The organism is Mesorhizobium sp. M0296, assembly GCF_040321675.1.
In the GTDB taxonomy this organism is placed as follows: Bacteria; Pseudomonadota; Alphaproteobacteria; order Rhizobiales; family Rhizobiaceae; genus Mesorhizobium.
Genome location: NZ_JAMYRZ010000003.1, coordinates 202,320 through 222,398, shown reverse-complemented (window position 1 = coordinate 222,398; position 20,079 = coordinate 202,320). Strand labels below are relative to the sequence as shown.

General features: G+C 62.9%; 22 protein-coding genes and 1 pseudogene. 16 read left to right on the top strand and 7 right to left on the bottom strand.

Going from position 1 to position 20,079, the window contains the following annotated elements:
• Positions 1–137 precede the first annotated feature (137 nt).
• Complete coding sequence (locus tag NKI97_RS05300) at positions 138–785, top strand: thiamine phosphate synthase (protein ID WP_352683358.1); 648 nt, start codon at positions 138–140, stop codon at positions 783–785.
• A 1-nt stretch (position 786) separates the two neighbouring features.
• On the top strand, positions 787–1,818 hold the full coding sequence (locus tag NKI97_RS05295) for a tetratricopeptide repeat protein (RefSeq protein WP_352832980.1): 1,032 nt from the start codon (positions 787–789) through the stop codon (positions 1,816–1,818).
• Between the two features lie 42 nt (positions 1,819–1,860).
• On the opposite strand, the gene NKI97_RS05290 is transcribed toward NKI97_RS05295, so the two are convergent.
• Positions 1,861–2,877: a zinc-dependent alcohol dehydrogenase family protein gene (locus NKI97_RS05290; RefSeq protein WP_352832978.1), complete on the bottom strand. Its 1,017-nt coding sequence runs from the start codon at positions 2,875–2,877 to the stop codon at positions 1,861–1,863.
• 112 nt (positions 2,878–2,989) lie between these two features.
• On the opposite strand from NKI97_RS05290, the gene NKI97_RS05285 reads away from it, so the two are divergent.
• From NKI97_RS05285 to NKI97_RS05255, 7 genes are all read left to right on the top strand, one after another.
• Positions 2,990–3,847, top strand: coding sequence for a LysR family transcriptional regulator (locus NKI97_RS05285; protein WP_352832975.1), 858 nt, complete (start codon positions 2,990–2,992; stop codon positions 3,845–3,847).
• A gap of 138 nt (positions 3,848–3,985) precedes the next feature.
• Positions 3,986–4,552 (top strand): elongation factor P, encoded by a 567-nt coding sequence (gene efp / locus NKI97_RS05280; RefSeq protein WP_023678016.1) that lies wholly within the window; start codon positions 3,986–3,988, stop codon positions 4,550–4,552.
• An 81-nt stretch (positions 4,553–4,633) separates the two neighbouring features.
• The gene (locus NKI97_RS05275; protein WP_023678017.1) at positions 4,634–5,434 is read left to right on the top strand and encodes an inositol monophosphatase family protein; all 801 of its coding nucleotides are present in this window, start codon (positions 4,634–4,636) and stop codon (positions 5,432–5,434) included.
• 99 nt (positions 5,435–5,533) lie between these two features.
• On the top strand, positions 5,534–6,241 hold the full coding sequence (trhA, locus tag NKI97_RS05270) for a PAQR family membrane homeostasis protein TrhA (RefSeq protein WP_023678018.1): 708 nt from the start codon (positions 5,534–5,536) through the stop codon (positions 6,239–6,241).
• Positions 6,242–6,356: 115 nt separating this feature from the next.
• Entirely contained in the window at positions 6,357–7,382 is a 1,026-nt protein-coding gene (locus NKI97_RS05265) for a MotA/TolQ/ExbB proton channel family protein (RefSeq protein ID WP_023678019.1), read from the top strand.
• A gap of 1 nt (position 7,383) precedes the next feature.
• The gene (locus tag NKI97_RS05260; RefSeq protein ID WP_023678020.1) at positions 7,384–8,415 is read left to right on the top strand and encodes a peptidoglycan -binding protein; all 1,032 of its coding nucleotides are present in this window, start codon (positions 7,384–7,386) and stop codon (positions 8,413–8,415) included.
• Positions 8,416–8,679: 264 nt separating this feature from the next.
• Positions 8,680–9,078 carry a hypothetical protein gene (locus NKI97_RS05255; protein ID WP_352450841.1) on the top strand — a complete coding sequence of 133 codons (399 nt, stop codon included), beginning with the start codon at positions 8,680–8,682 and terminating at the stop codon, positions 9,076–9,078.
• A gap of 79 nt (positions 9,079–9,157) precedes the next feature.
• Here NKI97_RS05255 and NKI97_RS05250 read toward each other — a convergent pair.
• Positions 9,158–9,502: pseudogene (locus NKI97_RS05250) on the bottom strand (DUF1304 domain-containing protein).
• A 183-nt stretch (positions 9,503–9,685) separates the two neighbouring features.
• Here NKI97_RS05250 and NKI97_RS05245 point away from each other — a divergent pair.
• Together NKI97_RS05245 and NKI97_RS05240 are read left to right on the top strand one after the other, a co-directional pair.
• Positions 9,686–11,170, top strand: coding sequence for a carboxypeptidase M32 (locus NKI97_RS05245; protein ID WP_352832972.1), 1,485 nt, complete (start codon positions 9,686–9,688; stop codon positions 11,168–11,170).
• A gap of 206 nt (positions 11,171–11,376) precedes the next feature.
• Entirely contained in the window at positions 11,377–13,404 is a 2,028-nt protein-coding gene (locus tag NKI97_RS05240; RefSeq protein WP_352832969.1) for a DUF3857 domain-containing protein, read from the top strand.
• Between the two features lie 118 nt (positions 13,405–13,522).
• On the opposite strand, the gene NKI97_RS05235 is transcribed toward NKI97_RS05240, so the two are convergent.
• Entirely contained in the window at positions 13,523–15,325 is a 1,803-nt protein-coding gene (locus NKI97_RS05235) for an ABC transporter transmembrane domain-containing protein (RefSeq protein WP_352450844.1), read from the bottom strand.
• Between the two features lie 204 nt (positions 15,326–15,529).
• Between NKI97_RS05235 and rpmE the strand changes: the two genes are divergently transcribed.
• Complete coding sequence (rpmE, locus tag NKI97_RS05230) at positions 15,530–15,751, top strand: 50S ribosomal protein L31 (protein WP_352450845.1); 222 nt, start codon at positions 15,530–15,532, stop codon at positions 15,749–15,751.
• Positions 15,752–15,806: 55 nt separating this feature from the next.
• On the opposite strand, the gene NKI97_RS05225 is transcribed toward rpmE, so the two are convergent.
• On the bottom strand, positions 15,807–16,448 hold the full coding sequence (locus tag NKI97_RS05225; RefSeq protein ID WP_352450846.1) for a TetR family transcriptional regulator: 642 nt from the start codon (positions 16,446–16,448) through the stop codon (positions 15,807–15,809).
• 133 nt (positions 16,449–16,581) lie between these two features.
• Here NKI97_RS05225 and NKI97_RS05220 point away from each other — a divergent pair, with 133 nt between their 5' ends.
• Positions 16,582–17,061, top strand: a complete 480-nt coding sequence (locus NKI97_RS05220) for an anthrone oxygenase family protein (protein ID WP_352450847.1) — start codon at positions 16,582–16,584, stop codon at positions 17,059–17,061.
• A 26-nt stretch (positions 17,062–17,087) separates the two neighbouring features.
• Here NKI97_RS05220 and NKI97_RS05215 read toward each other — a convergent pair whose 3' ends face one another.
• The 3 genes from NKI97_RS05215 to NKI97_RS05205 all read right to left on the bottom strand — a co-directional run bounded on the left by NKI97_RS05215 (position 17,088) and on the right by NKI97_RS05205 (position 18,706).
• Positions 17,088–17,399 (bottom strand): Rdx family protein, encoded by a 312-nt coding sequence (locus NKI97_RS05215; protein WP_352450848.1) that lies wholly within the window; start codon positions 17,397–17,399, stop codon positions 17,088–17,090.
• Positions 17,396–18,145, bottom strand: coding sequence for a YebC/PmpR family DNA-binding transcriptional regulator (locus NKI97_RS05210; protein ID WP_023678028.1), 750 nt, complete (start codon positions 18,143–18,145; stop codon positions 17,396–17,398). The genes NKI97_RS05215 and NKI97_RS05210 overlap by 4 nt, the downstream gene beginning before the upstream one ends.
• A gap of 237 nt (positions 18,146–18,382) precedes the next feature.
• Positions 18,383–18,706, bottom strand: coding sequence for an ArsR/SmtB family transcription factor (locus NKI97_RS05205; protein ID WP_023678030.1), 324 nt, complete (start codon positions 18,704–18,706; stop codon positions 18,383–18,385).
• Positions 18,707–18,757: 51 nt separating this feature from the next.
• On the opposite strand from NKI97_RS05205, the gene NKI97_RS05200 reads away from it, so the two are divergent.
• The 3 genes from NKI97_RS05200 to NKI97_RS05190 are packed head-to-tail and all read left to right on the top strand — an operon-like array spanning position 18,758 to position 20,079.
• Complete coding sequence (locus NKI97_RS05200) at positions 18,758–19,240, top strand: SRPBCC domain-containing protein (RefSeq protein WP_352450849.1); 483 nt, start codon at positions 18,758–18,760, stop codon at positions 19,238–19,240.
• Between the two features lie 28 nt (positions 19,241–19,268).
• Complete coding sequence (locus NKI97_RS05195; protein WP_352450850.1) at positions 19,269–19,661, top strand: VOC family protein; 393 nt, start codon at positions 19,269–19,271, stop codon at positions 19,659–19,661.
• Between the two features lie 55 nt (positions 19,662–19,716).
• A complete protein-coding gene (locus NKI97_RS05190) occupies positions 19,717–20,079 on the top strand; it encodes a VOC family protein (RefSeq protein ID WP_023678033.1) in 363 nt (120 codons plus the stop codon).

Sequence of the window (20,079 nt, the reverse complement as noted above, 5' to 3'; positions counted from 1 at the left end):
CAGCCATGCGCCGAGCCCCATAAAATCGTTGACGGCAATCGTGATCCCCCTGCCGCCTGTTCAACTCCCGCACTTTGCTCTATGCCGCAATGCAACCATCTTCGCCCGGCATAGGCGATAACCGGGACCGAACACCAATGAATGACGCAACGCCGCCCAACCGCTGCCGCATCGTGCTGATCGCGCCGCCGAACGTGCCGGCCGAGCGCATCGCCGCGGCCTTCGACGGCGGTGACGTCGCCTCGCTTATCCTGCCGGAAAACGGTATGGACGAGGCCTCTTTCCAAGCCTTTGCCGAGCAGATCGTGCCGGTGGCGCAAGCGGCCGGCATTGCCGTCATCATTGCCGGCGACACCCGCATCGCCGGCCGCGTCCAGGCCGACGGCATTCATGTCGAGGTCGGCAAGGACGAGCTCGCCGAAACGATCCAACACTTCCAGGCCAGGATGATGGTCGGCACCGGCGGCGCCAAGACCCGCGACGATGCGCTGGAACTCGGCGAAGTCAGGCCTGATTACATTTTCTTCGGCCGTTTCGGCTACGACAACAAGCCTGAGCCGCACCCGCGCAACCTGTCGCTCGGGCAATGGTGGGCGGACGTCATCCAGATCCCCTGCATCGTCATGGCCGGATCCGATCTTGCCTCGGTGGAAGCGGTCGCCGCCACCGGCGCTGAATTCGTGGCGCTGTCCAGCGCCGTCTTCGCCGACGACGTCGATCCGAAGATGGCGGTTGCCGCCGCCAACGCGCTGCTCGACGAAACCGCGCCGCGTTTCGAGGACTGACGTGCTCTCGCGGAGAATCCTTTTCAGCGCCTTTCTCGCAACGGCCGTGACGCAGGCGATAGCGGCGGAACCCGTTCCTCTGCCGCAGCCCAGGCCGGATTCCAGCGAACCTGCCGACAAGCCGATCGCCGCACAATTGCCGCAGCCCGCCACCACCGCCCCGTTGCCGTCGGCCGATACCATCAACCCCGACCGCTTCGGCGCAAAGCCGTCCGACGCTGCCTATGGCGCCTTTCAGCGCGGACTCTACAAGACGGCCTACAACCTTGCGCTTTCGCGCGCTCAAAACGGCGATCCGGCGGCACAGACGCTGGTGGCCGAGATATTGTCGCGCGGCCTCGGCGTGCCGGTCGACGCGGCAGGGGCGGCGAAGTGGTATGCGCTTGCCGCCGAGCAGGGCGTCCCGGAATCGCAATTCCAGTATGCGCTGATGCTGCTCGACGGCCGCTACGTCAAAAAGGACGAGAAGGAGGCCTATGCGCTGATGCAGGCCGCCGCCGAGGCCGGCAACCGCCTGGCGCAGTTCAATTTTGCGCAGCTGATGGTCGAACAGGAGCCCGGCGATGCCGGTATTGCCAAAGCCGTATCCTATTACGAGCGCGCTGCCGCGACCGGGCTTGCCGACGCACAATATGCGATGGCACAGGTCTACGCCAATGGCGCCGGCGGCAAGCCGCGCGACGATGTCCGCGCCCGCGGCCTGCTGGCACAGGCCGCGCGGCAGAACTACGACACGGCACAGATCGATCTCGCAACCTGGATGATCGAGGGGCGCGGCGGCGCCCGCGACCTGAAATCCGGCTTCAACTGGATGAAGCAGGCCGCCGAAGGGGGCAATGTCGCCGCCCAGAACCGTCTCGCCAAGCTCTACATGAACGGCATCGGCACCGACCCGGATCTCATCCTCGCCGGCGCCTGGTATGTTGTCGCCCGCCGCGCCGGGCTCATCGACCAAGAGATGGACGATTTCCTGCAGGGCCTGACCGACGAGCAGACGCAGCAGGCGCTGCAACGGGCCAACCGCCTGCCCTGACCGCGATCTCGCGACTCATCGCACCGGGCTCGTCAGGCGGGCTCATTGCGTATGATCGAGCACGACCTTGCCGAAGAGAGAGCCGTGTTCAAGGTACCGAAAGGCTTCGGCGGCCCGGCTCCATGGCACGACCCGGTCGATCACCGGTTTCAAACGGTTGACGGCGATAGCGCGGTTCATCTCTTCAAAGGATTCGCGTGAGCCCACCGGTATGCCTCGCGCCCTGACCTGCCGGCGGAAGATGTCGAGCGGGTTGACGGCGCCGTCACTGCCGCCGAGATAGCCGATGACGTTGATCTGGGCGCCGCGCGCCGCTGCCCTCAGCGATTGTGCAAAACTCTGCGGTCCGCCAACCTCGATAATATGGTCGGCGCCGCGGCCATCCGTCAATCCCAGCACGGCCGATGCCCAATCGGGGACGCTGCGATAGTTCACGCCATCCTGCGCGCCAAGTTGCTTTGCCCGCGCAAGCTTCTCGTCGCTGCTCGACGTCACGATGACGCGCGCCCCGGCAGCGGCGGCGAACTGCACCGCAAACAGCGAAACGCCGCCGGTGCCGAGGCAAAGCACGGTGTCGCCGGGCTTGACGCTGCCCTCCGTAAACAGCGCGTGCCATGCCGTCACGCCGGCGCATGGCAGCGTCGCCGCCTCGAGGTCGCTCAGATTGGCCGGCACCAGCACCGCCGCCTGTTCGTCGAGCCGGGCAAATTCGCTGAGCAGCCCGTCGATCGGGCCGCCGCGTTGATAGGATGGCTCGGCCATCGCGAAACTGCCGCCGACCCAGCGCTGCCAGAACGTGCCGCAGACCCGGTCGCCGATCTTGAACCGGCTGACCTCGGCGCCGATGGCAACGACTTCGCCGACGCCGTCCGACAGCGGCACCAGCGGCAATGCAAACTTCGTGTGATAGCTGCCGCGGACGATCTCGGCATCGCGGTAGTTCAGCGCCGTCGCCTTGACCTTCACAATCATCTCCTGGCGCCCTGACTCAGGCATCGGCCGCTCGACCATTCTGAGGTTCTCGAGGCCGCCCGGGCTCTGCAATTCGATCGCCTTCATCGTCGTTCCTTTCCAGCTGGGTCCTGCCGGAGGAAAATCGCTTGCCATCCGTCGGATTTCAAATTCATAATGTTCAGAATAATTATGCCTCTATGACATGTTCGGGTGTGTCGTGCTTGAAGAACTGAAAACACTGGCCCTCTTTGCCGAGGAGGGTTCGATTCAGAAGGTGGCTCGACGCCTGCCGTTGACGCAGCCGGCCGTCACCCGCCAGATCCAGCGGCTGGAGGAGATGCTCGGCACGGAATTGCTCGACCGCCGGCTAAAGCCGTCGCGACTGACCCCGGCCGGCGTAGAGGTGCTGGCACGCGGCAAGGACATTCTCGCCGCCGTCGACGCGCTGAGATCATTCGCCAAGGGCAACGAGCCGGAGGGCCTGCTGCGGCTCGGCCTCGCGCATGGACTTTGCGACAAAGCCGTGGCCGCCGCCATTGCTGATGCCGTGGCGCGGTTTCCGAAGATTTCGCTGCGTCTGAAGAGCGGCTGGAGTCTTGAGCTGGCCGACCAGCACAAGCGCGGACAGCTCGACCTCGCCTTCATCCTGGACGGCAGCAATTCCAAAACTGGAGACGGCGTTGTCGGAACCGAGCCCCTCGGCATCATCGCTGCCGAAAACACCAGCCGGCAAGCCGACGTCAAGACCACGCCCTGGGTCCTCAGCCCTGAACCCTGCGACGCGCGCCGGCGGCTGGCGGCTGCCCTGGCCGAGGGCGGCCACAGGTTGATGGTCGGCGCCGAGATTCAGGACGGCGCGCTGCAGATCGACTGGGTTCGTCGAGGCCAAGGCCTTGGCCTGCTGCCCAGGCGGCTGCTGCGGGAAAAGCTGCTTGAGGGCATTGCCCTGGTCGACGCTCCCGGCCTCGAGCTGTCGCTGCGAATTGTCGTGCTGCGTTCGCCGCACCTGCATCTTTTGAGAGAGGTCGCCGACGCGGTGACCGAGGCCGTCACCGCGACTGTCAGGGCGGACTGAGGCCACCACGCCGCGCTGCCGGGCCAGCTTCGTTCCCGCTTCATCGGAAGGCGCTCCTTGCCTCTGCTGGCGATTTGTGGTCTTGGAGGCGCCAAATTGCCCTTTGCGGCGATCATCTCATTTCCGGATCACCTCACCATGGCCAAGATCAATGGCAACGAAATCCGTCCCGGCAACGTCATCGAGCATGATGGCGGCCTTTGGGTGGCGGTCAGGACCAACACCGTCAAGCCCGGCAAGGGCGGCGCCTACAACCAGGTCGAACTCAAGAACCTGATCAACGGCACCAAGCTCAACGAGCGCTTCCGTTCGGCCGAGACGGTCGAGCAGATCCGGCTCGATCTGAAGGATTTTTCCTTCCTCTACGAGCAGGGCGACGCGCTGGTGTTCATGGACACCGAAAGCTACGAGCAGCTCGAATTGCAAAAGGAGTTCGTCGGCGATCGCGCCGCCTTCCTGCAGGACGGCATGATGGTGACGGTCCAGCTCTATGACGAAAGGCCGATCGGCATTTCGCTGCCCGACCAGGTGACGCTGACCATCACCGAGGCCGACCCGGTGGTTAGGGGCCAGACGGCAGCCTCGTCCTACAAGCCGGCGATACTCGAAAACGGCATCCGCGTGCTGGTGCCGCCGTTCATCGGCTCGGGCGAGCGCATCATCGTTGATACCAACGAAATCACTTACGTGCGCCGCGCCGACTAAGGCGTGATCCCAAAGAGTTGCAGACTTTTTGGATAAGATCATGCGTCAAGGCAAATAGGCGCAGCGACAGGAAGAACAGCAATGGCGCGTTCCGCGATCCTCAATGTCATGGTCCAGGCCGCAATGAAGGCCGGCCGCTCGCTGTCGCGTGACTTCGGCGAAGTGCAGAACCTGCAGGTCTCGATGAAGGGGCCGGGCGACTATGTCAGCCAGGCCGACCGCAAGGCCGAAGACATCGTCTTTGCCGAACTCTCCAAGGCGCGGCCCGGCTACGCCTTCCTGATGGAGGAACGCGGCGTGATCGAGGGCGACGACGGCCAGCACCGCTGGATCGTCGACCCGCTCGACGGCACCACCAATTTCCTGCACGGCATTCCGCTCTTTGCCGTTTCGATCGCGCTGGAGCGCCAGGGCCAGATCGTCGCCGGCGTCGTCTACAATCCGGCGATGGATGAGCTCTATACCGCCGAGCGCGGCGGCGGCGCTTTCATGAACGACCGCCGGCTGCGCGTCGCCGGCCGCACCAAGCTGGTCGATGCGGTGATCGGCTGCGGCATGCCGCATCTCGGGCGTGGCCAGCACGGCAATTTCCTCATCGAGTTGCGCAATGTCATGGCCGAGGTCTCTGGCGTCCGCCGTCTCGGCTCCGCCTCGCTCGATCTCGCCTACGTCGCCGCTGGCCGCATGGACGGGTTCTGGGAAACCGGCCTGTCGGCCTGGGATGTCGCCGCCGGCATTTTGCTGATCCGCGAGGCAGGCGGTTTCGTCTCCGATTTCGCCGGGGGACAGGATGTGCTGAACGCCGGTTCACTGGTCGCCGGCAACGAACTCATCCAGCGCGCGCTGTTGAAGACTATCAAAAGGCCACTCTCAGCCGGCTGATAGAGGCACGCCGCGCTGAACCGCCGCAGTCGCAAAACCGCAACCAAAGCTTGAAATACTGTCCCGCTGCCGCCCAGATAAGGTGGCGCAGGATCATCGATGACGAACAGCCGGCCCCAACCCCAGAGCGAACTCTCCCAGCTCGACATTCCCTTCATGGGGCGTTGGCATTACTCGCGCGCCGAGATCATCGCCGACGGCATTGTCCACGCCGTGGGCATCGTGCTGGCGATCGCTGCCGGCTCGACGCTGCTGGCACTGGCCGCCTATCGAACCGGCCCCGGCGAATACGTCGCCGCCGCCTTCTATGTAGTATCGCTGCTCACCGTGCTGTCGGTTTCGCTGGCCTACAATGTCTGGCCGGTGTCGTCGCCGGCAAAATGGATATTGCGGCGCTTCGACCATGCCGCGATCTATCTGCTGATCGCTGCCACCTACACGCCTTTCCTGGCCCAACTCGGCGGCTCGCCGCTGGCCGTTTCCATGATTGTCCTGGTCTGGACCGCCGCGGCGGTCGGCATCGCCATCAAGGTCTTTCTTCCCGGCCGTTTCGACCGGCTGGCGATCGTCTTCTACCTAGCCATCGGCTGGAGCGGTATCGTTCTGGTGGAGCCGCTCGTGCGGACGCTGCCGGCGACTTCGATCGCGCTCATCGTTGCCGGCGGCATCGTCTACTCCTGTGGCGTGATCTTCTTCGCCTGGAAGGGCCTGCGTTTCCACAATGCGCTGTGGCATGGCTTTGTCGTCACCGGCGCCGGCCTGCATCTGGCCGCCATGGTCGACTGCCTGGTCATCAACCGGCTTTGACCTCCGGTCGCGGACAGTGGCAATATTGCCAAGCGCCATTCAATTTCGTCACAATTCCGTTTAGAGTCGCAAACACAAATTGATCGGCGGCGACGGCATCGGAAACGGGGCACGGATGACTCTTCTCAGATCCTTCGGCATGGGCAGGCGCTCCGACGTTCTGATCTACGACCCGCACAAATTGTCGAGCCCGCAGGTGTTTCTGCTGACCATGGTGATCTTTCTGTTCATCGTGGCCTTCATCGCCGCCATCCTGACCCGCCAGATCTCGACCGCCTTCGTCACCAATCCGGGCCTCAACGGCCTGATCATCGGCGTGCTGGCGGTCGGCATCCTGCTGGCCTTCGTCCAGGTCGGCCGGCTGTTCCGCGAGGTGCGCTGGGTCAACTCGTTCCGCGCCGGTTCCGAAACCACCGAACCGGTGCTGCTGGCGCCGATGAAGGCGATGATCGGCCGCTCCTCGACGATTGCTTTCTCGACCAGTTCGATGCGCACCATGCTGGATTCGATCGCCACCCGCCTCGACGAAAGCCGCGACACGTCGCGCTACCTTGTCGGACTGCTGGTGTTCCTCGGCCTGCTCGGCACCTTCTGGGGCCTGCTCAACACGATCGGCTCGATCCGCGAAACCATCGAGTCGCTCGATCCCGGCACCGGCGATGCCGCGGCCGTGCTCGAATCCCTGAAGCAGGGGCTTTCCGCTCCGTTGGCCGGCATGGGCACCGCCTTCTCGTCCTCGCTGTTCGGCCTCTCCGGCTCGCTGGTGCTCGGCTTCCTCGACCTGCAGGCCGGCCGCGCCCAGACGCGCTTCTATACCGAACTCGAAAACTGGCTGTCCTCGGTCACCGACCTGTCCTCCGACATCGTCGTTGCCGACGCGGCCAAGACCGAACCTTCCGAGGAAATCCGGCTGTTGTCGGAAAAGCTGCGCACTCTGCAGGAGAATGGCGGCGGCTCCAATCCGCGCGTCGCCACCGCCATGGCCAATCTCGCCGACGGCATTTCCGGCCTGGTCAAGAACATGCGCTCGGAACAGCAGATCATGCGCGACTGGGTCGAGGCCCAGTCCGACGAGCAGAAGGCGATGCGCAACACCCTGGAGAAGATCGCCGACGCCTTGAAGAAGCCTGGAGTGCATTGACGTGGCGTTGGCACGAGGCCGGCGCTCCGACCGCCGCATCGATTACTGGCCGGGCTTCGTCGATGCGCTGTCGACGCTGCTGTTGGCGATCATGTTCCTGCTCACGGTTTTCGTGCTGGCGCAGTTCCTGCTCGGCCGCGAGATCTCCGGCAAGGACACGGTGCTCAACCGCCTCAATTCGCAGATCAATGAGTTGACCCAGCTTCTGGCGCTGGAGCGCTCGACGACGCAGGACAAGGAGGACACCCTTGCCAATTTGCAGGCATCGCTGTCTGCATCGGAGGCGGAAAAGAGCCGGCTCGAGCAATTGCTGGCGCAAGGCGCCGGTGCCGGCGATGCCGCCAACCAGCGCGCGACGGCACTTTCCGGCGAGCTCGACAGCCAGCGCCAGATCAGCCAGCAGGCGCTGAGCCAGGTCGAGATCCTCAACCAGCAGATTTCGGCGCTGCGCAGGCAGATCGCAGCGCTCGAACAAGCGCTCGACGTGTCCGAAACGCGCGACCGCGAATCCAACACCAAGATCGCCGATCTCGGCCGTCGCCTCAACGTCGCACTGGCGCAACGCGTGCAGGAGCTAAACCGCTACCGCTCCGATTTCTTCGGCCGCTTACGTGAAATTCTTGCCGACCGCGAGAACATCCGCATCGTCGGCGACCGCTTCGTCTTCCAGTCGGAAGTGCTTTTCCCGACCGGCTCCGAGGTGATCAACGATGCCGGCAAGGTCGAGATGAAGAAGCTCGCCGATGCCATCATCGAATTGCAAAAGGAAATCCCGCCGGAGATCAACTGGGTGCTGCGCGTCGATGGCCACACCGACAACAAGCCGCTCTCCGGCACCGGCCGCTACCGCGACAATTGGGAATTGTCGACGGCGCGCTCGACATCGGTGGTCAAGTTCCTGATCGAGAACGGCGTGCCGGCCAATCGGCTGGTCGCGGCCGGCTTCGGCGAATTCCAGCCGCTCGACCCCGCCGATACCGAGGAGGCGCGCAACAAGAACCGCCGCATCGAGTTGAAGCTGACCGAGCGGTGATCTGCAAGCCTTTGGCTTGTATCATGCGCCAGGTCGAGCCGGCTCAAGTCGGCGGCATTTAGGGCACTGGTGCGGCAGCGGCAAGAACTGAAAAAATTACCTTTTTTTAATTACACTTTGCCGCCATGGCCTTTTAGCCTTGGTCATGGGCCGAGAACCGCCGGCGGTGGAACCGCTCATCGCGACGCGACGGAACCTGACGGCCCGCGGCCGGAAGGCAAGACCCTCCCAACCACCGCCTTCCCCAGTAAAGGAGACGCAACCATGCGCTTCTTCGCTCCCACGAATCTCAGGACTGCTACGCTCGCCACACTGCTCCTCGCCGTTCCGTTTGCTGGCGCTTACGCCGGCCCGCGTGCGACGGCCTTGATCAATCAGATCCAGAGTGTGGAGACGGGTATCCAGGGCGCCATCCGGGCGAACAAGCTCGAGTCGGGCGAGGCACGTGACTTGCGCACGCAGGTCGCTCAACTCGATCGGGCCGCCCAGAGGGCCGCACGCGATGGAACCATGCCGAGCACGCAATATCAGCAGTTGCTGGCGCAGCTCGACGATGTCAGCCAAAAGCTGCGCGCTGACACCGGCAGTGCCTTCCTCATCGGCAACGGCGCCGATGGCGGATACTATCCCAACGGCTACGGCCCAACTTATCCAGGCGGCTGAAATCGGCCGCAGTGCCCGGCAGTGTGGCAATGGATTTTGCGCATGATCCTTTTCCAGCTTTCGGTTCGGGGATCATGCGCTAGCCCAACGCCAGTGCAATCAGCGCCAGCACTGCCGGCACTGTCTCGATGAACAGGATTTTGCGGCCCGCCGTTGCCGCCGTAAAGGCCGGCGACGGCGACGCAGAGCAAGAAGAAGACTACTGAAAACCGGCTTCGCCGAGGTAAAGCCCCCAGGTCAGGCCGGCTGCGAGAAAGCCGTTGTAAAGCCCCTGATTGGCAGCAAGCACTTTCGAGGCCCTGGCGAATTCCGGCGTCAGCCTGAATACCATATGGCCGCGCGGCGTGTCCCACAGCACCATCTCCAGGTAGACGATGCAGAGGTGGATCACGGCCACCAGCCCGACCAGCACGTTGGCGATCATTTTTCGTCTCCCCCATCGCGGTCTGCCGCCGCCGGACGACATTGATCACGCACGCCACCGCTTTCACAAGATGCTTTTCGGCCGTTGCAGCCGGCAGTCAATGCGTCGATCGCGGACGGCTTCGGGGTTGCCAACAGTTTTGCATTGGTATCTTTTCCCGCCGTCAAATCAGCGGAACCCACAATGTCCTTTCAAAAACTCGACGACCTCGGCCACAAGCTCGAAGCGCTGGAACACGCCCTCGCTATCCTCGGCGCCGACGAGGCGACCCATATGGCGGTCGGCGGCGGCGAGAAGCGCGCAGAGGCAATGTCGGCGCTTGCCGGCATGCACCATGCCCGGGCGACTGCGCCGGAGATTGCCGACTGGATCGCGGCGGCCGAGCAGGAGGCGCTGAACGAAGAGCAGCAGGCCGCGGTCGGGGAATTCCGCCGGCAATACACCAACCTGACCTGCCTGCCGGTCGAGTTCGTCGAGCGCCAGACGACCGCGCGCATGCGCTCCGAGCAGCTCTGGCGCGACCTGCGCGCCAAGAACGACTGGGCCGGTTTCCTACCGGCGCTCGAAGGCGTCGTGGCGCTGGTCCGCGAGGAGGCGGCCCTTCGCGCCGAGGTGCTCGGGCTCGAGCCTTACGACGCGCTCATGGAGCAATATGACCCGGGCAATCGCGCCGCCGACATCATGCCTGTGTTTGTCGAGTTGAAGACCTTCCTGAAAGGCTTCGTGCCGGAGGCACTGGCCGTGCAGGAAGAGCGGCTGGCGAAACATCCGCTGAAGCCGCTTTCCGGCAGATACCCCTTGGACAAGCAGCGCGAGCTTGGCCTCGCCATGATGGCGGCGGTCGGCTTCGACCTCACCCACGGCTCGCTGTCGGTTTCGCACCATCCCTTCTGCGGCGGCGTGCCGAGCGACGTGCGCATCACCACCCGCTACAAGACCTCGGATTTCCTGTCGGCGCTGATGGGCGTGCTGCACGAGACCGGCCATGCGCTGTACGAGCAGAACCTGCCGAAGGCGTGGGCGCACTGGCCTCTGGGCAGAGCGCGCGGCATGGCGGTGCATGAAAGCCAGAGCCTGTTCGTCGAAAAGCAGATCGGCCGCAATCCAGAATTCTGGCGCTGGGCGCTGCCGGTGGTCGAAAGACACCTCGGCGAGCGCTGGACGATCGACGACATCCTGCCGCATGTACACCGGGTCGAGCGCGGCCTGATCCGCGTCGATGCCGACGAGGTCACCTATCCGCTGCACGTCATCCTGCGCTACGAGCTGGAGCAGGAGCTTGTCTCGGGACGGCTGGAAGCAGCCGACCTGCCCGAAGCCTGGGATGCCAAGATGCGCGATTATCTCGGCCTGTCGACATCAGACAATCCGGCTGACGGTCCGATGCAGGACGTCCACTGGCCGGGTGCCGCCTTCGGCTATTTCCCCTCCTACACGCTCGGCGCCATGATGGCGGCGCAGCAATGGGCGGCGCTGACCAGGGATCATCCTTCAGCCGACGAAGACCTCGCCAAGGGAGATTTCGCGGCGATCAACGACTGGCGCCGCAAAAGGATCTGGTCGCAAGGCTCGCGCTGGTCGACACCGGAACTGCTCGAACGCGCTACCGGCGAAAAGCTCGATGCCGCACATTTCACTGACCATCTGAAGAAGCGGTACGGGAACTGAGCCGCTTCGTCTATTCCAGGTTCTTGCCGCGGTGACTGCAGAAATCCGCGAAACTGGCCTTTACTTTGGTGGGAAAGCCTCTGAAAAAGGAGTTCTTCCAAGTTGGGCGAGCGTAGATGTCTGTCTGTTACAGTTTTCATAGGATGAAGTCTTTCTGGCTCCGCTTGGTATTTTTCATCTTATTGATCGGCCTGAGTTCTCCGGCCATGTCCGACGACATGGTTCTCAAGGGTCCGGCAGAAAGCTGGGTAAAGCAGCTTGATATTCCGGCTGCCGATCCCACCCGATCGGATCAAATCAAGAATGGCGTTTCATGGCTGCTCTCGGACGACCAGATCAAGCATCGCGCCGGCGGCTATGTCGAGTACTCGCGCACCGTCTATAAAATCGTCGACCGTCCCGGCCTGGATCGTGGCGCGAGTATCGATCTGCAGTTCGATCCGTCCCGGCACAAGGTCACGCTCAACCATCTTCACATCATCCGCGATGGTGCCGTTTTGGACCGGCTGGAAGGCGTCGAATTCGACATCTTCCGCAGGGAAAGAGACGCCGAGAAAGGCGTCTTCGACGGCTGGCTGACAGCACATGTCAACATCGATGACGTGCGTGCCGGCGACATCGTCGACTACGGGTCGACCTATGAGATAACGCCGCTGGTCGGCAAGGACCTTTTCTTCAAGAATTTCTCCACCGAATGGGAAGAGCCGGTAGCGCTTATCCGCACAAGCATCATTTGGCCTTCGGGCCAGCCGCTCCAGATCAAGACAAGGGGAACCCGACTTAAGCCGTCAATCTCCCCGACTGGGCCGGACACCACCTATCTATGGGAAGTTCCAAACCCGAAACCGGTCAATGTCGAGGACAACCTGCCCGTGACCTATCCAGGCTGGGGCTCCATCGATGTCGCGTCTACCGCGAATTGGCAAAGTGTGGTCGATGCCGTTGCGCCCTATTACAAGCCAGCGACCGTTTTTCCCCCGGCTTTTGCCGCAAAGCTCGACGACATCGCTCTGCGGCATCCGGTGCCCGAAGACCGGATGGTCGAGGCAATGCGGTTGGTGCAGGACCAGATCCGCTATGTAAGCCTGTCGATGGGTGCCGGTTCCTACGTTCCGCGTGATCCCGCGACGGTTATCCTGAGCGGGTTCGGTGACTGCAAGGACAAGGCCCTGCTGCTGGTTTCGTCGCTTGTGCGGCTTGGCATTGCTGCCGAGGTCGCCTTGGCCGATCTCGACGAGGGACGGGCCCTGGACCAGCATCTGCCGGCGCTCCGCGATTTCGACCATGCCATCGTCAAGGCAAGGATCGGAGCAAAGACATATTGGCTGGACGCCACGAACTATCTTCAGGGCGGCAGGGCGCACAATCTCGCACAGCCGGACTACGGCTTCGCGCTGCCGCTTTCCAGCACCGGCGGGTTGGAGAAGATGCCGAGCCCTGTGCTTAGCAGCCCATCGATCCAGATCGCCGAGGAATTCGACTTTCCGCGGAAACCGGGCGATCCCCTCGTGCTGACGGTCTTCTCGACATATGAGGACGCCGATGCCGATTGGATGCGCGGCAATTTCGCCAGCCGGTCGCTGAGCGAGGTGTCGGACGCCTACCTGAAATACTACAACAAGCAATATCCGGGCATCCAAACCATCGCCAAGCCGGAAATCGTGGATCGCCGCGACGGCAACATAGTGAGCGTGAAGGAAAGTTATCGCTTGCCGGCGGAGGCGCTGGCGGCCAACGATCTGGCAAAGAATTTCCCGATCCGCGCGGCCGATCTCGGCAACAACTCTCTTCCAACCCCGACAATCGTCGACCGAACCGGGCCCGTCTCCCTCGGCCCCCAGTTCTACCGCCGCCACAAGGTGACCGTGCGCAACCTCAAGGCGAGGTTTTCCGGCGAGTCGATGAAAAACGTCGTGACGCCCTATCTGTCTCTCAAGGCATCCTGGTCCAACACGCCCACCGAATTGCAAGTTGAATGGAACTTTCAGACGCTGGCGACTGAAGTACCGGCCAAGGCGATTGCCGATTATCTGAAAACCGTCGATGACCTCGCAGACCAAATTCGCTGGCAGTACGATTTTACCTATGAAGAGCCGCCTGCCGATGTGCAGCTCAGCGATCCGGCAAAGGAGCAGCGACAGACCGTCGCCAGCATGCTTTTGTTGTCGTTGCTTGTCGGCGTTCCCCTGTTCATCGCCTATCGACGCGGCAAACGCCGAGCTTTCGGTAGCTGAAGAATCTCGGCCGCCGCTGGGCACCATGATCCCGAAAAGTGGATGCCGGTTTTCGGAAAAGATCATGGTCAAACAAGAAGATGGAGCCTCATCCCGATTTCATCGGGATGGAGCAATGCTACTCGGCCGCACCCCTGAAAGCATTCGCCCCGGTATCGAACTGCAGCTTGGCCAGCCGCGCATAGATGCCGCCCTTGGCGACCAGGCTCTGATGCGTGCCTTCCTCGACGATGCGGCCGCCATCCATGACCAGGATGCGATCGGCCTTCAGCACGGTTGCCAGCCGATGGGCGATGACGATCGTGGTGCGGCCCTTCATCAGCCGGTCCAGCGCCGTTTGCACCAGCGTCTCGCTTTCGGCATCTAGCGCCGAGGTCGCCTCGTCGAGCAGCAGGATGGGCGCATCGCGCAAAATGGCGCGGGCGATCGCCACGCGCTGGCGCTGGCCGCCCGACAGCGTCACGCCGCGCTCGCCGACCTGGCTGTCATAGCCCTTTTCGAGTTTCAGGATGAACTCGTCGGCAAGCGCGTCCTTCGCCGCCGCCTCGATCTCGGCCTGGCTGGCGCCAGGCCGGCCAAAGCCGATATTGTCGCGCGCGCTTGCGGCAAAGATGGTGACGTCCTGCGGCACGATGGCGATGCGCGCGCGGATCGCCGCCGGATCGGCCTCGCGCAGATCGACCCCGTCGATGACGATCCTGCCGGCCTCCGGATCGTAGAAGCGCAGAAGCAGCGAAAACACCGTGCTCTTGCCGGCGCCGGATGGCCCGACGATCGCCACCGTCTCACCGGGTTTGACCTGAAAGCTCAGGCCATGAACGGCGGCGCGGTCGGGCCGGGCCGGATAGGAGAAGGAGACATCGTCGAAGCTGATCGCGCCTCTCGCCTTTGCCGGCAGCGGCTTCGGATCGGCGGGCGCCTGGATCGCGGGTTTCTCGGCCAGGATCTCGGTCAGCCGTTCGGCAGCGCCCGCTGCCTGGGACAGTTCGCCCCAGACCTCCGACAGGGCGCCGAGCGCGCCGGCGGCGAACACCGAATAGAGCAGGAATTGACCGAGCGTGCCCGGCGACAGCGTGCCGTCGAGCACGTCGCGCGAACCGAACCACAGCACCGCCACGACCGAGGAAAAGATCATGAAGATGGCGACGAAGGTGAGAAAGGAGCGGGCAAAGATCGAGGTCCGCGCCGCTTCGAACGCTGCTTCCACGGCGGACGAAAAATACCCGGTCACAAGCTTCTCGTTGGTGAAGGCCTGCAGGGTGCGCACCGCGCCGATCTGCTCGCTGGCGTAGGCGGTGGCATTGGCCAGAGTATCCTGCGCCAGCCGTGACTTGCGCCGCACCGAGCGGCCGAAGGCGACCAGCGGCAGCACGATCAGCGGAATGGCCGCGATGACCAGGCCGGACAGTTTTGGGCTGGTGAAGACCATCATCGCCACGGCGCCCAGGCCGAGGATGACGTTGCGCAAAGCCACCGAGGCGGTGGCACCGACGGCCGATTTGACCTGTGTCGTGTCGGCGGCGAGCCGCGAGACGATCTCGCCCGACTGGGCCGTGTCGAAAAAGGATGGCGACAGCGTTGTGACGTGGGCAAAGACATCGCGGCGGATATCGGCAACGACGCGCTCGCCGAGTGTGATGACGAAATAGTAGCGGCTGGCCGACGCCGCCGCCAGAACGGCGGCCATCACCACCAGCATGGCGAAATATTCGGCAATGAAGCTGGAATCGGAAGCGGAAAAACCGTGGTCGATCATCCGCCGCACGGCCAGCGGCAGCGCCAGCGTCGTCGCCGCCGCGACGGCCAGCGAGACGATCGCGCCGATGACCATTTTGCGGTAATGCGTAATGTAGGGAAACAGGCGCTGCAGCGGCCTCAGCGAGCGCCTGCGCTCGTCTGCATCGCCGCTGATGTTCGCCATGACCGTTTCCTTTGGCCCTATGAGGCTTGCGCCATCAATATGCGCTTGCCGCGGCCTTGTGATTCAATTCCGGCTGATGTATAGGCTCGCCGACCGTTTTAGAAGCCGTCGCTCCTCAATAGCTGCGGCTTCGAGTTTTAAAAAGGGGCGCATCGACGCAGGCTTTAGCCCGTCGGCAGCACCCGGCAAGCCAGGAACAGACCCATGAAGAACGATATTCATCCCGACTACCACACCATCAAGGTCGTCATGACCGACGGCACCGAATACATGACCCGTTCGACCTGGGGCAAGGAAGGCGATACGATGAACCTCGATATCGACCCCACCACCCATCCGGCCTGGACTGGCGGCCAGCAGACCCTGCTCGACCGCGGTGGCCGCCTGTCGAAGTTCAAGAAGCGTTTCGAAGGTTTCGGCCTCTAAGCCGCATTGGCGTTTCGCAGATCGAGAAACCCGCCTTCGTGGCGGGTTTTTGGCCCTATTCGCCGACCAGCTCGCGCAGCGCCATCCGCTTGTAGGCGGCAACCAGCCGGTCGCCCTCTTGCCGCCCGACCGAGATCGCCAGCCGCATTGCGGCCTCGCCCATCTGCCAGATGAGAAACGCCGTCGTTTCCAGCGCTTCCGGATCGGCGGATGGCCGCAGCCGTTTCAGCACGGCTGTAAGGAATTCGGCGTTGGCCCGGCTATCGGCAAGCTCGAGTTCGCGTAGCGCCTTGTCGGCCTGCGTGCCCGACCAGATGTCGCGTATCACCGGCTCCGCCAGGAACATTCCGTAGTAGATATTCACCAGTTCCGAAAATGCCCGGCGCAGGCCGTCGGCGTCACTGACCTCCGCCAGTGCCGCGGCAATGCAGGCCTGGCTTTCGGCGGTGTAGCGTTCGGCCAGCGCCCAGATGAGCGCCCGCTTGTCGGGGAAGAACTGGTAGAGCGAGCCGATCGACACGCCGGCCCTCTCGGCCACCTCGCCCATGCGCATGGCGTCGCTGCCTTGCTCGGCGATCAGCGCCGAGGCGGCGGCCAGCATCCGCTCGACCCGCTCGCGGCTGCGCTGCTGGCTCGGCGCCCGGCGCGGCGATGCGGTCTGCTCATTGCGGGAACCCGGTGCAGCGGTGCCTTCCATGACTGTCTCCAGAAAAATGGCTTGACTGACAAAATACGAGGGTTTATCACGTTTTGCAAATATGAGGATCGCTCACATTTTCTAAACGCCACGCCAATCAAATTGCTCGAACCCCGAAACCGGAGCAACTGACATGATCATGAAACTGCTTCCCACCCTCACCTTCGTCGCTGCCATTGGCTCAGGCGTTGTCGGCGGCGTTTTCTTCGCCTTCTCCAACTTTATCGTGCCGGCGCTCGCCCGCTTGCCTGCCGCAGGCGGCATCGCCGCCATGAATTCGATCAACATCACCGTGATCACGCCGGCATTCATGACCGCACTTTTCGGCACCGGGCTGGTCTGTCTTGTCCTCGCCGCCGGCGCTCTTATCGGCTGGAGCCAACCGGGTTCGTTCTGGCTTCTCGCCGGCGCCCTGATCTATGTCGTCGGCAATCCGATCGTGACGATGATGTTCAACGTGCCGCTCAACAACGCCCTGGCTGCGGTCGATCCGGCAAGCGCCAACGGCGCCGCCGTGTGGGCCACCTATCTCAAGGACTGGGTGATGTGGAATCATGTCCGCACCATCTCCGCCATCGTGGCGCTGGGCTGCCTCATCTTCGCATGGCGGTGAATGCAGGACGGAAGCGTAAAAGGCCTTCAGGCAGGATCTTTTGGCTTATGGCCCTTGCGATCGGCATGGCCGAGATCGCGATCCGGATCGATGACGTCGCGAACCAGCTGCTTGAGCTTTGCGGCGTCGGGAAAACCGCCGTCACGCTTGCGGTCCCAGACCAGCGTGTCATTGCAGGAAATGGTGAAGATGCCGCCGGTGCCGGGCACCAGCGTCACCTCGCCGAGATCGGTACCGAAGGTGGACAGCAGCTCCTGCGCCATCCAGCCGGCCCTGAGCAGCCACAGGCACTGGGTGCAATAGGTGATGCGGACGGTGGGCAGCGTGTCTTGGATCATGCCGCGCTGAGCTTCGCCAAGGTCTCCTCGTCGACCTCGAAATTGGCGTAGACGCTCTGCACGTCGTCGTCGTCCTCGAGCGTCGCAACTAGCTTCATCAGCGATTGCGCCCGCTCCTCGTCGACCGCGATATTGGTCTGAGGCTTCCAGATCGGCTTCACCGATTCAGCCTCGCCAAGCGCGCCTTCCAGCGCCTTCGACACTTCGCCGAGATTCTCGAAAGCGCAGTAGATCGTGTGGCCTTCCTCGTCCGACTGGACGTCGTCGGCACCGGCCTCGATCGCCGCGTCCATCACCTTCTCGGCGCTGCCGGCCGATGCCGGATAGTAGATCTCGCCGACGCGGTCCCACATGAACGATACCGAGCCGGTCTCGCCCATCGCCCCGCCGGCTTTGGTGAAGGCAGCGCGCACATTCGACGCCGAGCGGTTGCGGTTGTCGGTCAGCGCCTCGACGATCAGCGCGACACCGCCTGGCCCGTATCCCTCGTAGCGCACGGCTTCGTAGGTCTCGGCATCACCCATCGACGCCTTGTTGATGGCGCGCTGGATATTGTCCTTCGGCATCGACACCGCCTTGGCGTTCTGCACCGCAAGGCGCAGGCGCGGGTTCATCGATGGATCGGGCGTGCCGCTCTTGGCGGCAACGGTGATTTCGCGCGCCAACTTGGAAAACATTTTCGACCGCACCGCATCCTGGCGGCCCTTGCGGTGCATGATGTTCTTGAACTGTGAATGGCCAGCCATGGCACCCCTGTCATCTTCTCGGCTAGAGCATCTGCCGCCTGGTGAACCACCCGGCATCTTGCAAAATGCTCGAATTCAAAATTTCAGAACGTCCTGCTGCGTCCCTGACGGACGGACGGCGCTCGCTGTCGGAATGGCCGGCTTATAGATAAATCGGCTCAATTCGTCCAGCCGCGCCATTGCTGCCGGCACGCAAGGGTTTCAAGATCCGAAAATCGGCAGGCTTCGGCAAACCTTTCATCCCTCAAGATCGGATTTCAGCCGGTCGAGGATGCTGATCGCGTGCGTGGCATATTGACTGATCCAGCGGTCGTGGATGTGCTTGATCGGCAGCGCGTTGAGATGGTTCCAGCGTTCGCGCCCCTCGCGCCGCGCCACGACCAGGTCGGCCTCCTCCAGCACCTTCAGGTGCAGCATGACCGTGCAGCGGTCCATGTCGGGGAAGGCATCGCACAACATGCCGGTGGTCTGCGGCGCATCCTTCAGCCGGTCCAGCAACGCACGCCGGCGCGGATGCGCCAGCGCCTTGAAAACATTGTCGTCTCGCGATTGGCTTGACATGTTATATTTCTATAACATATCCTTGAGCCATTCAAGGAAGGAGCTGTGGATATGTCTCTTGGATTCAGGGTTTCTGGCCGCATCGGCAAACCCGTCGCCGAAGTCTTCGATGCGGTCGTCAATCCGAAGAAACTCAGCGGCTACTTCACCACGATCGGCGGCGCCAGCGCACTGCTGGAGGCGGGCGCCACCGTCATCTGGTGGGGCAAGGTTCCGGTCGAGGTCGACGAGGTGAAGAAAGACAGCCGCATCGTGCTGCGCTGGGATGCCACCGACGCCGACGGCAAGCCGACCTACAAGACCCGCATCGAAATGAATTTCGAACCGCTCGACGATGGCGGCACCTTTGTCACCATCGCCGAAACCGGCTGGCACGAGGACGCGGTCGGCCTGAAGAAGTCCTACCTCAATTGCGAGGGCTGGTCGCAGATGCTGGCCTGCATGAAGGCCTATGTCGAATACGGCATCAATCTGCGCGACGGCTATTACCGCAGCGAGATGAAGGGCGAGCCGGCCAACGAGAACAACATCTGAAAAGCCACCAAGATGACGGAGGCCTGCGATGAAGCAAGTGACGCCATTTCTGATGTTCGAGGGCAAGGCCGAAGAGGCAATGACCTTCTATTGCGAGACGATCCCCGACAGCAGCGTCCTTGACATCACACGTTACGGCTCCGGCGAAGACGGCCCGGAAGGAACGGTCAAGCTGGCGCGCGTGTCCATAAGCGGTCTGGAAGTGATGGTCTACAACAGCCCCGTGCACCATGCCTTCACGTTCACGCCGTCGGTCTCGCTGTATGTGAATTGCTCCACGGAGGCAGAGCTGAACGACATTGTCGAGGCTCTGGCCAAGGACGGCAAATTTCTGATGGCGCTGGACAATTATGGTTTCAGCCGCCGGTTTGCATGGCTCAACGACAGGTTCGGAGTCTCCTGGCAAATCAATTTGGCATAGCGAGTTCTGGACCGAACCGGCCAATCGAACCTGAACACGGCAATGGAGTCAGCAAATGACCGCGAAGATCACCGGCGGCATCAACATCGCCATGAAGGTCCCGCCGCATCAATACCAGGCAACGATCGCCTTCTATCGCGACGTCATCGGCCTGAAGCCATTCACGGCCAAATCGCCGGCCGTCGGGTTCGAACTCGGTCCCAATCGACTGTGGATCGACGAGGCGCCGATGATGAGCCAGGCCGAGATCTGGCTGGAACTGTTCACCGATGATTTTCCGGCCGCTGCGGAGCATCTCGCCGAGGCCGGCGTCGTGCGCTGCGATGCCATCGAGGCACTGGGTGAAGGCTTTCGCGGCGGCTGGATCACCAATCCGGCCAACATCATTCACCTCGTACGCGAACCCGATGCCTGGTGA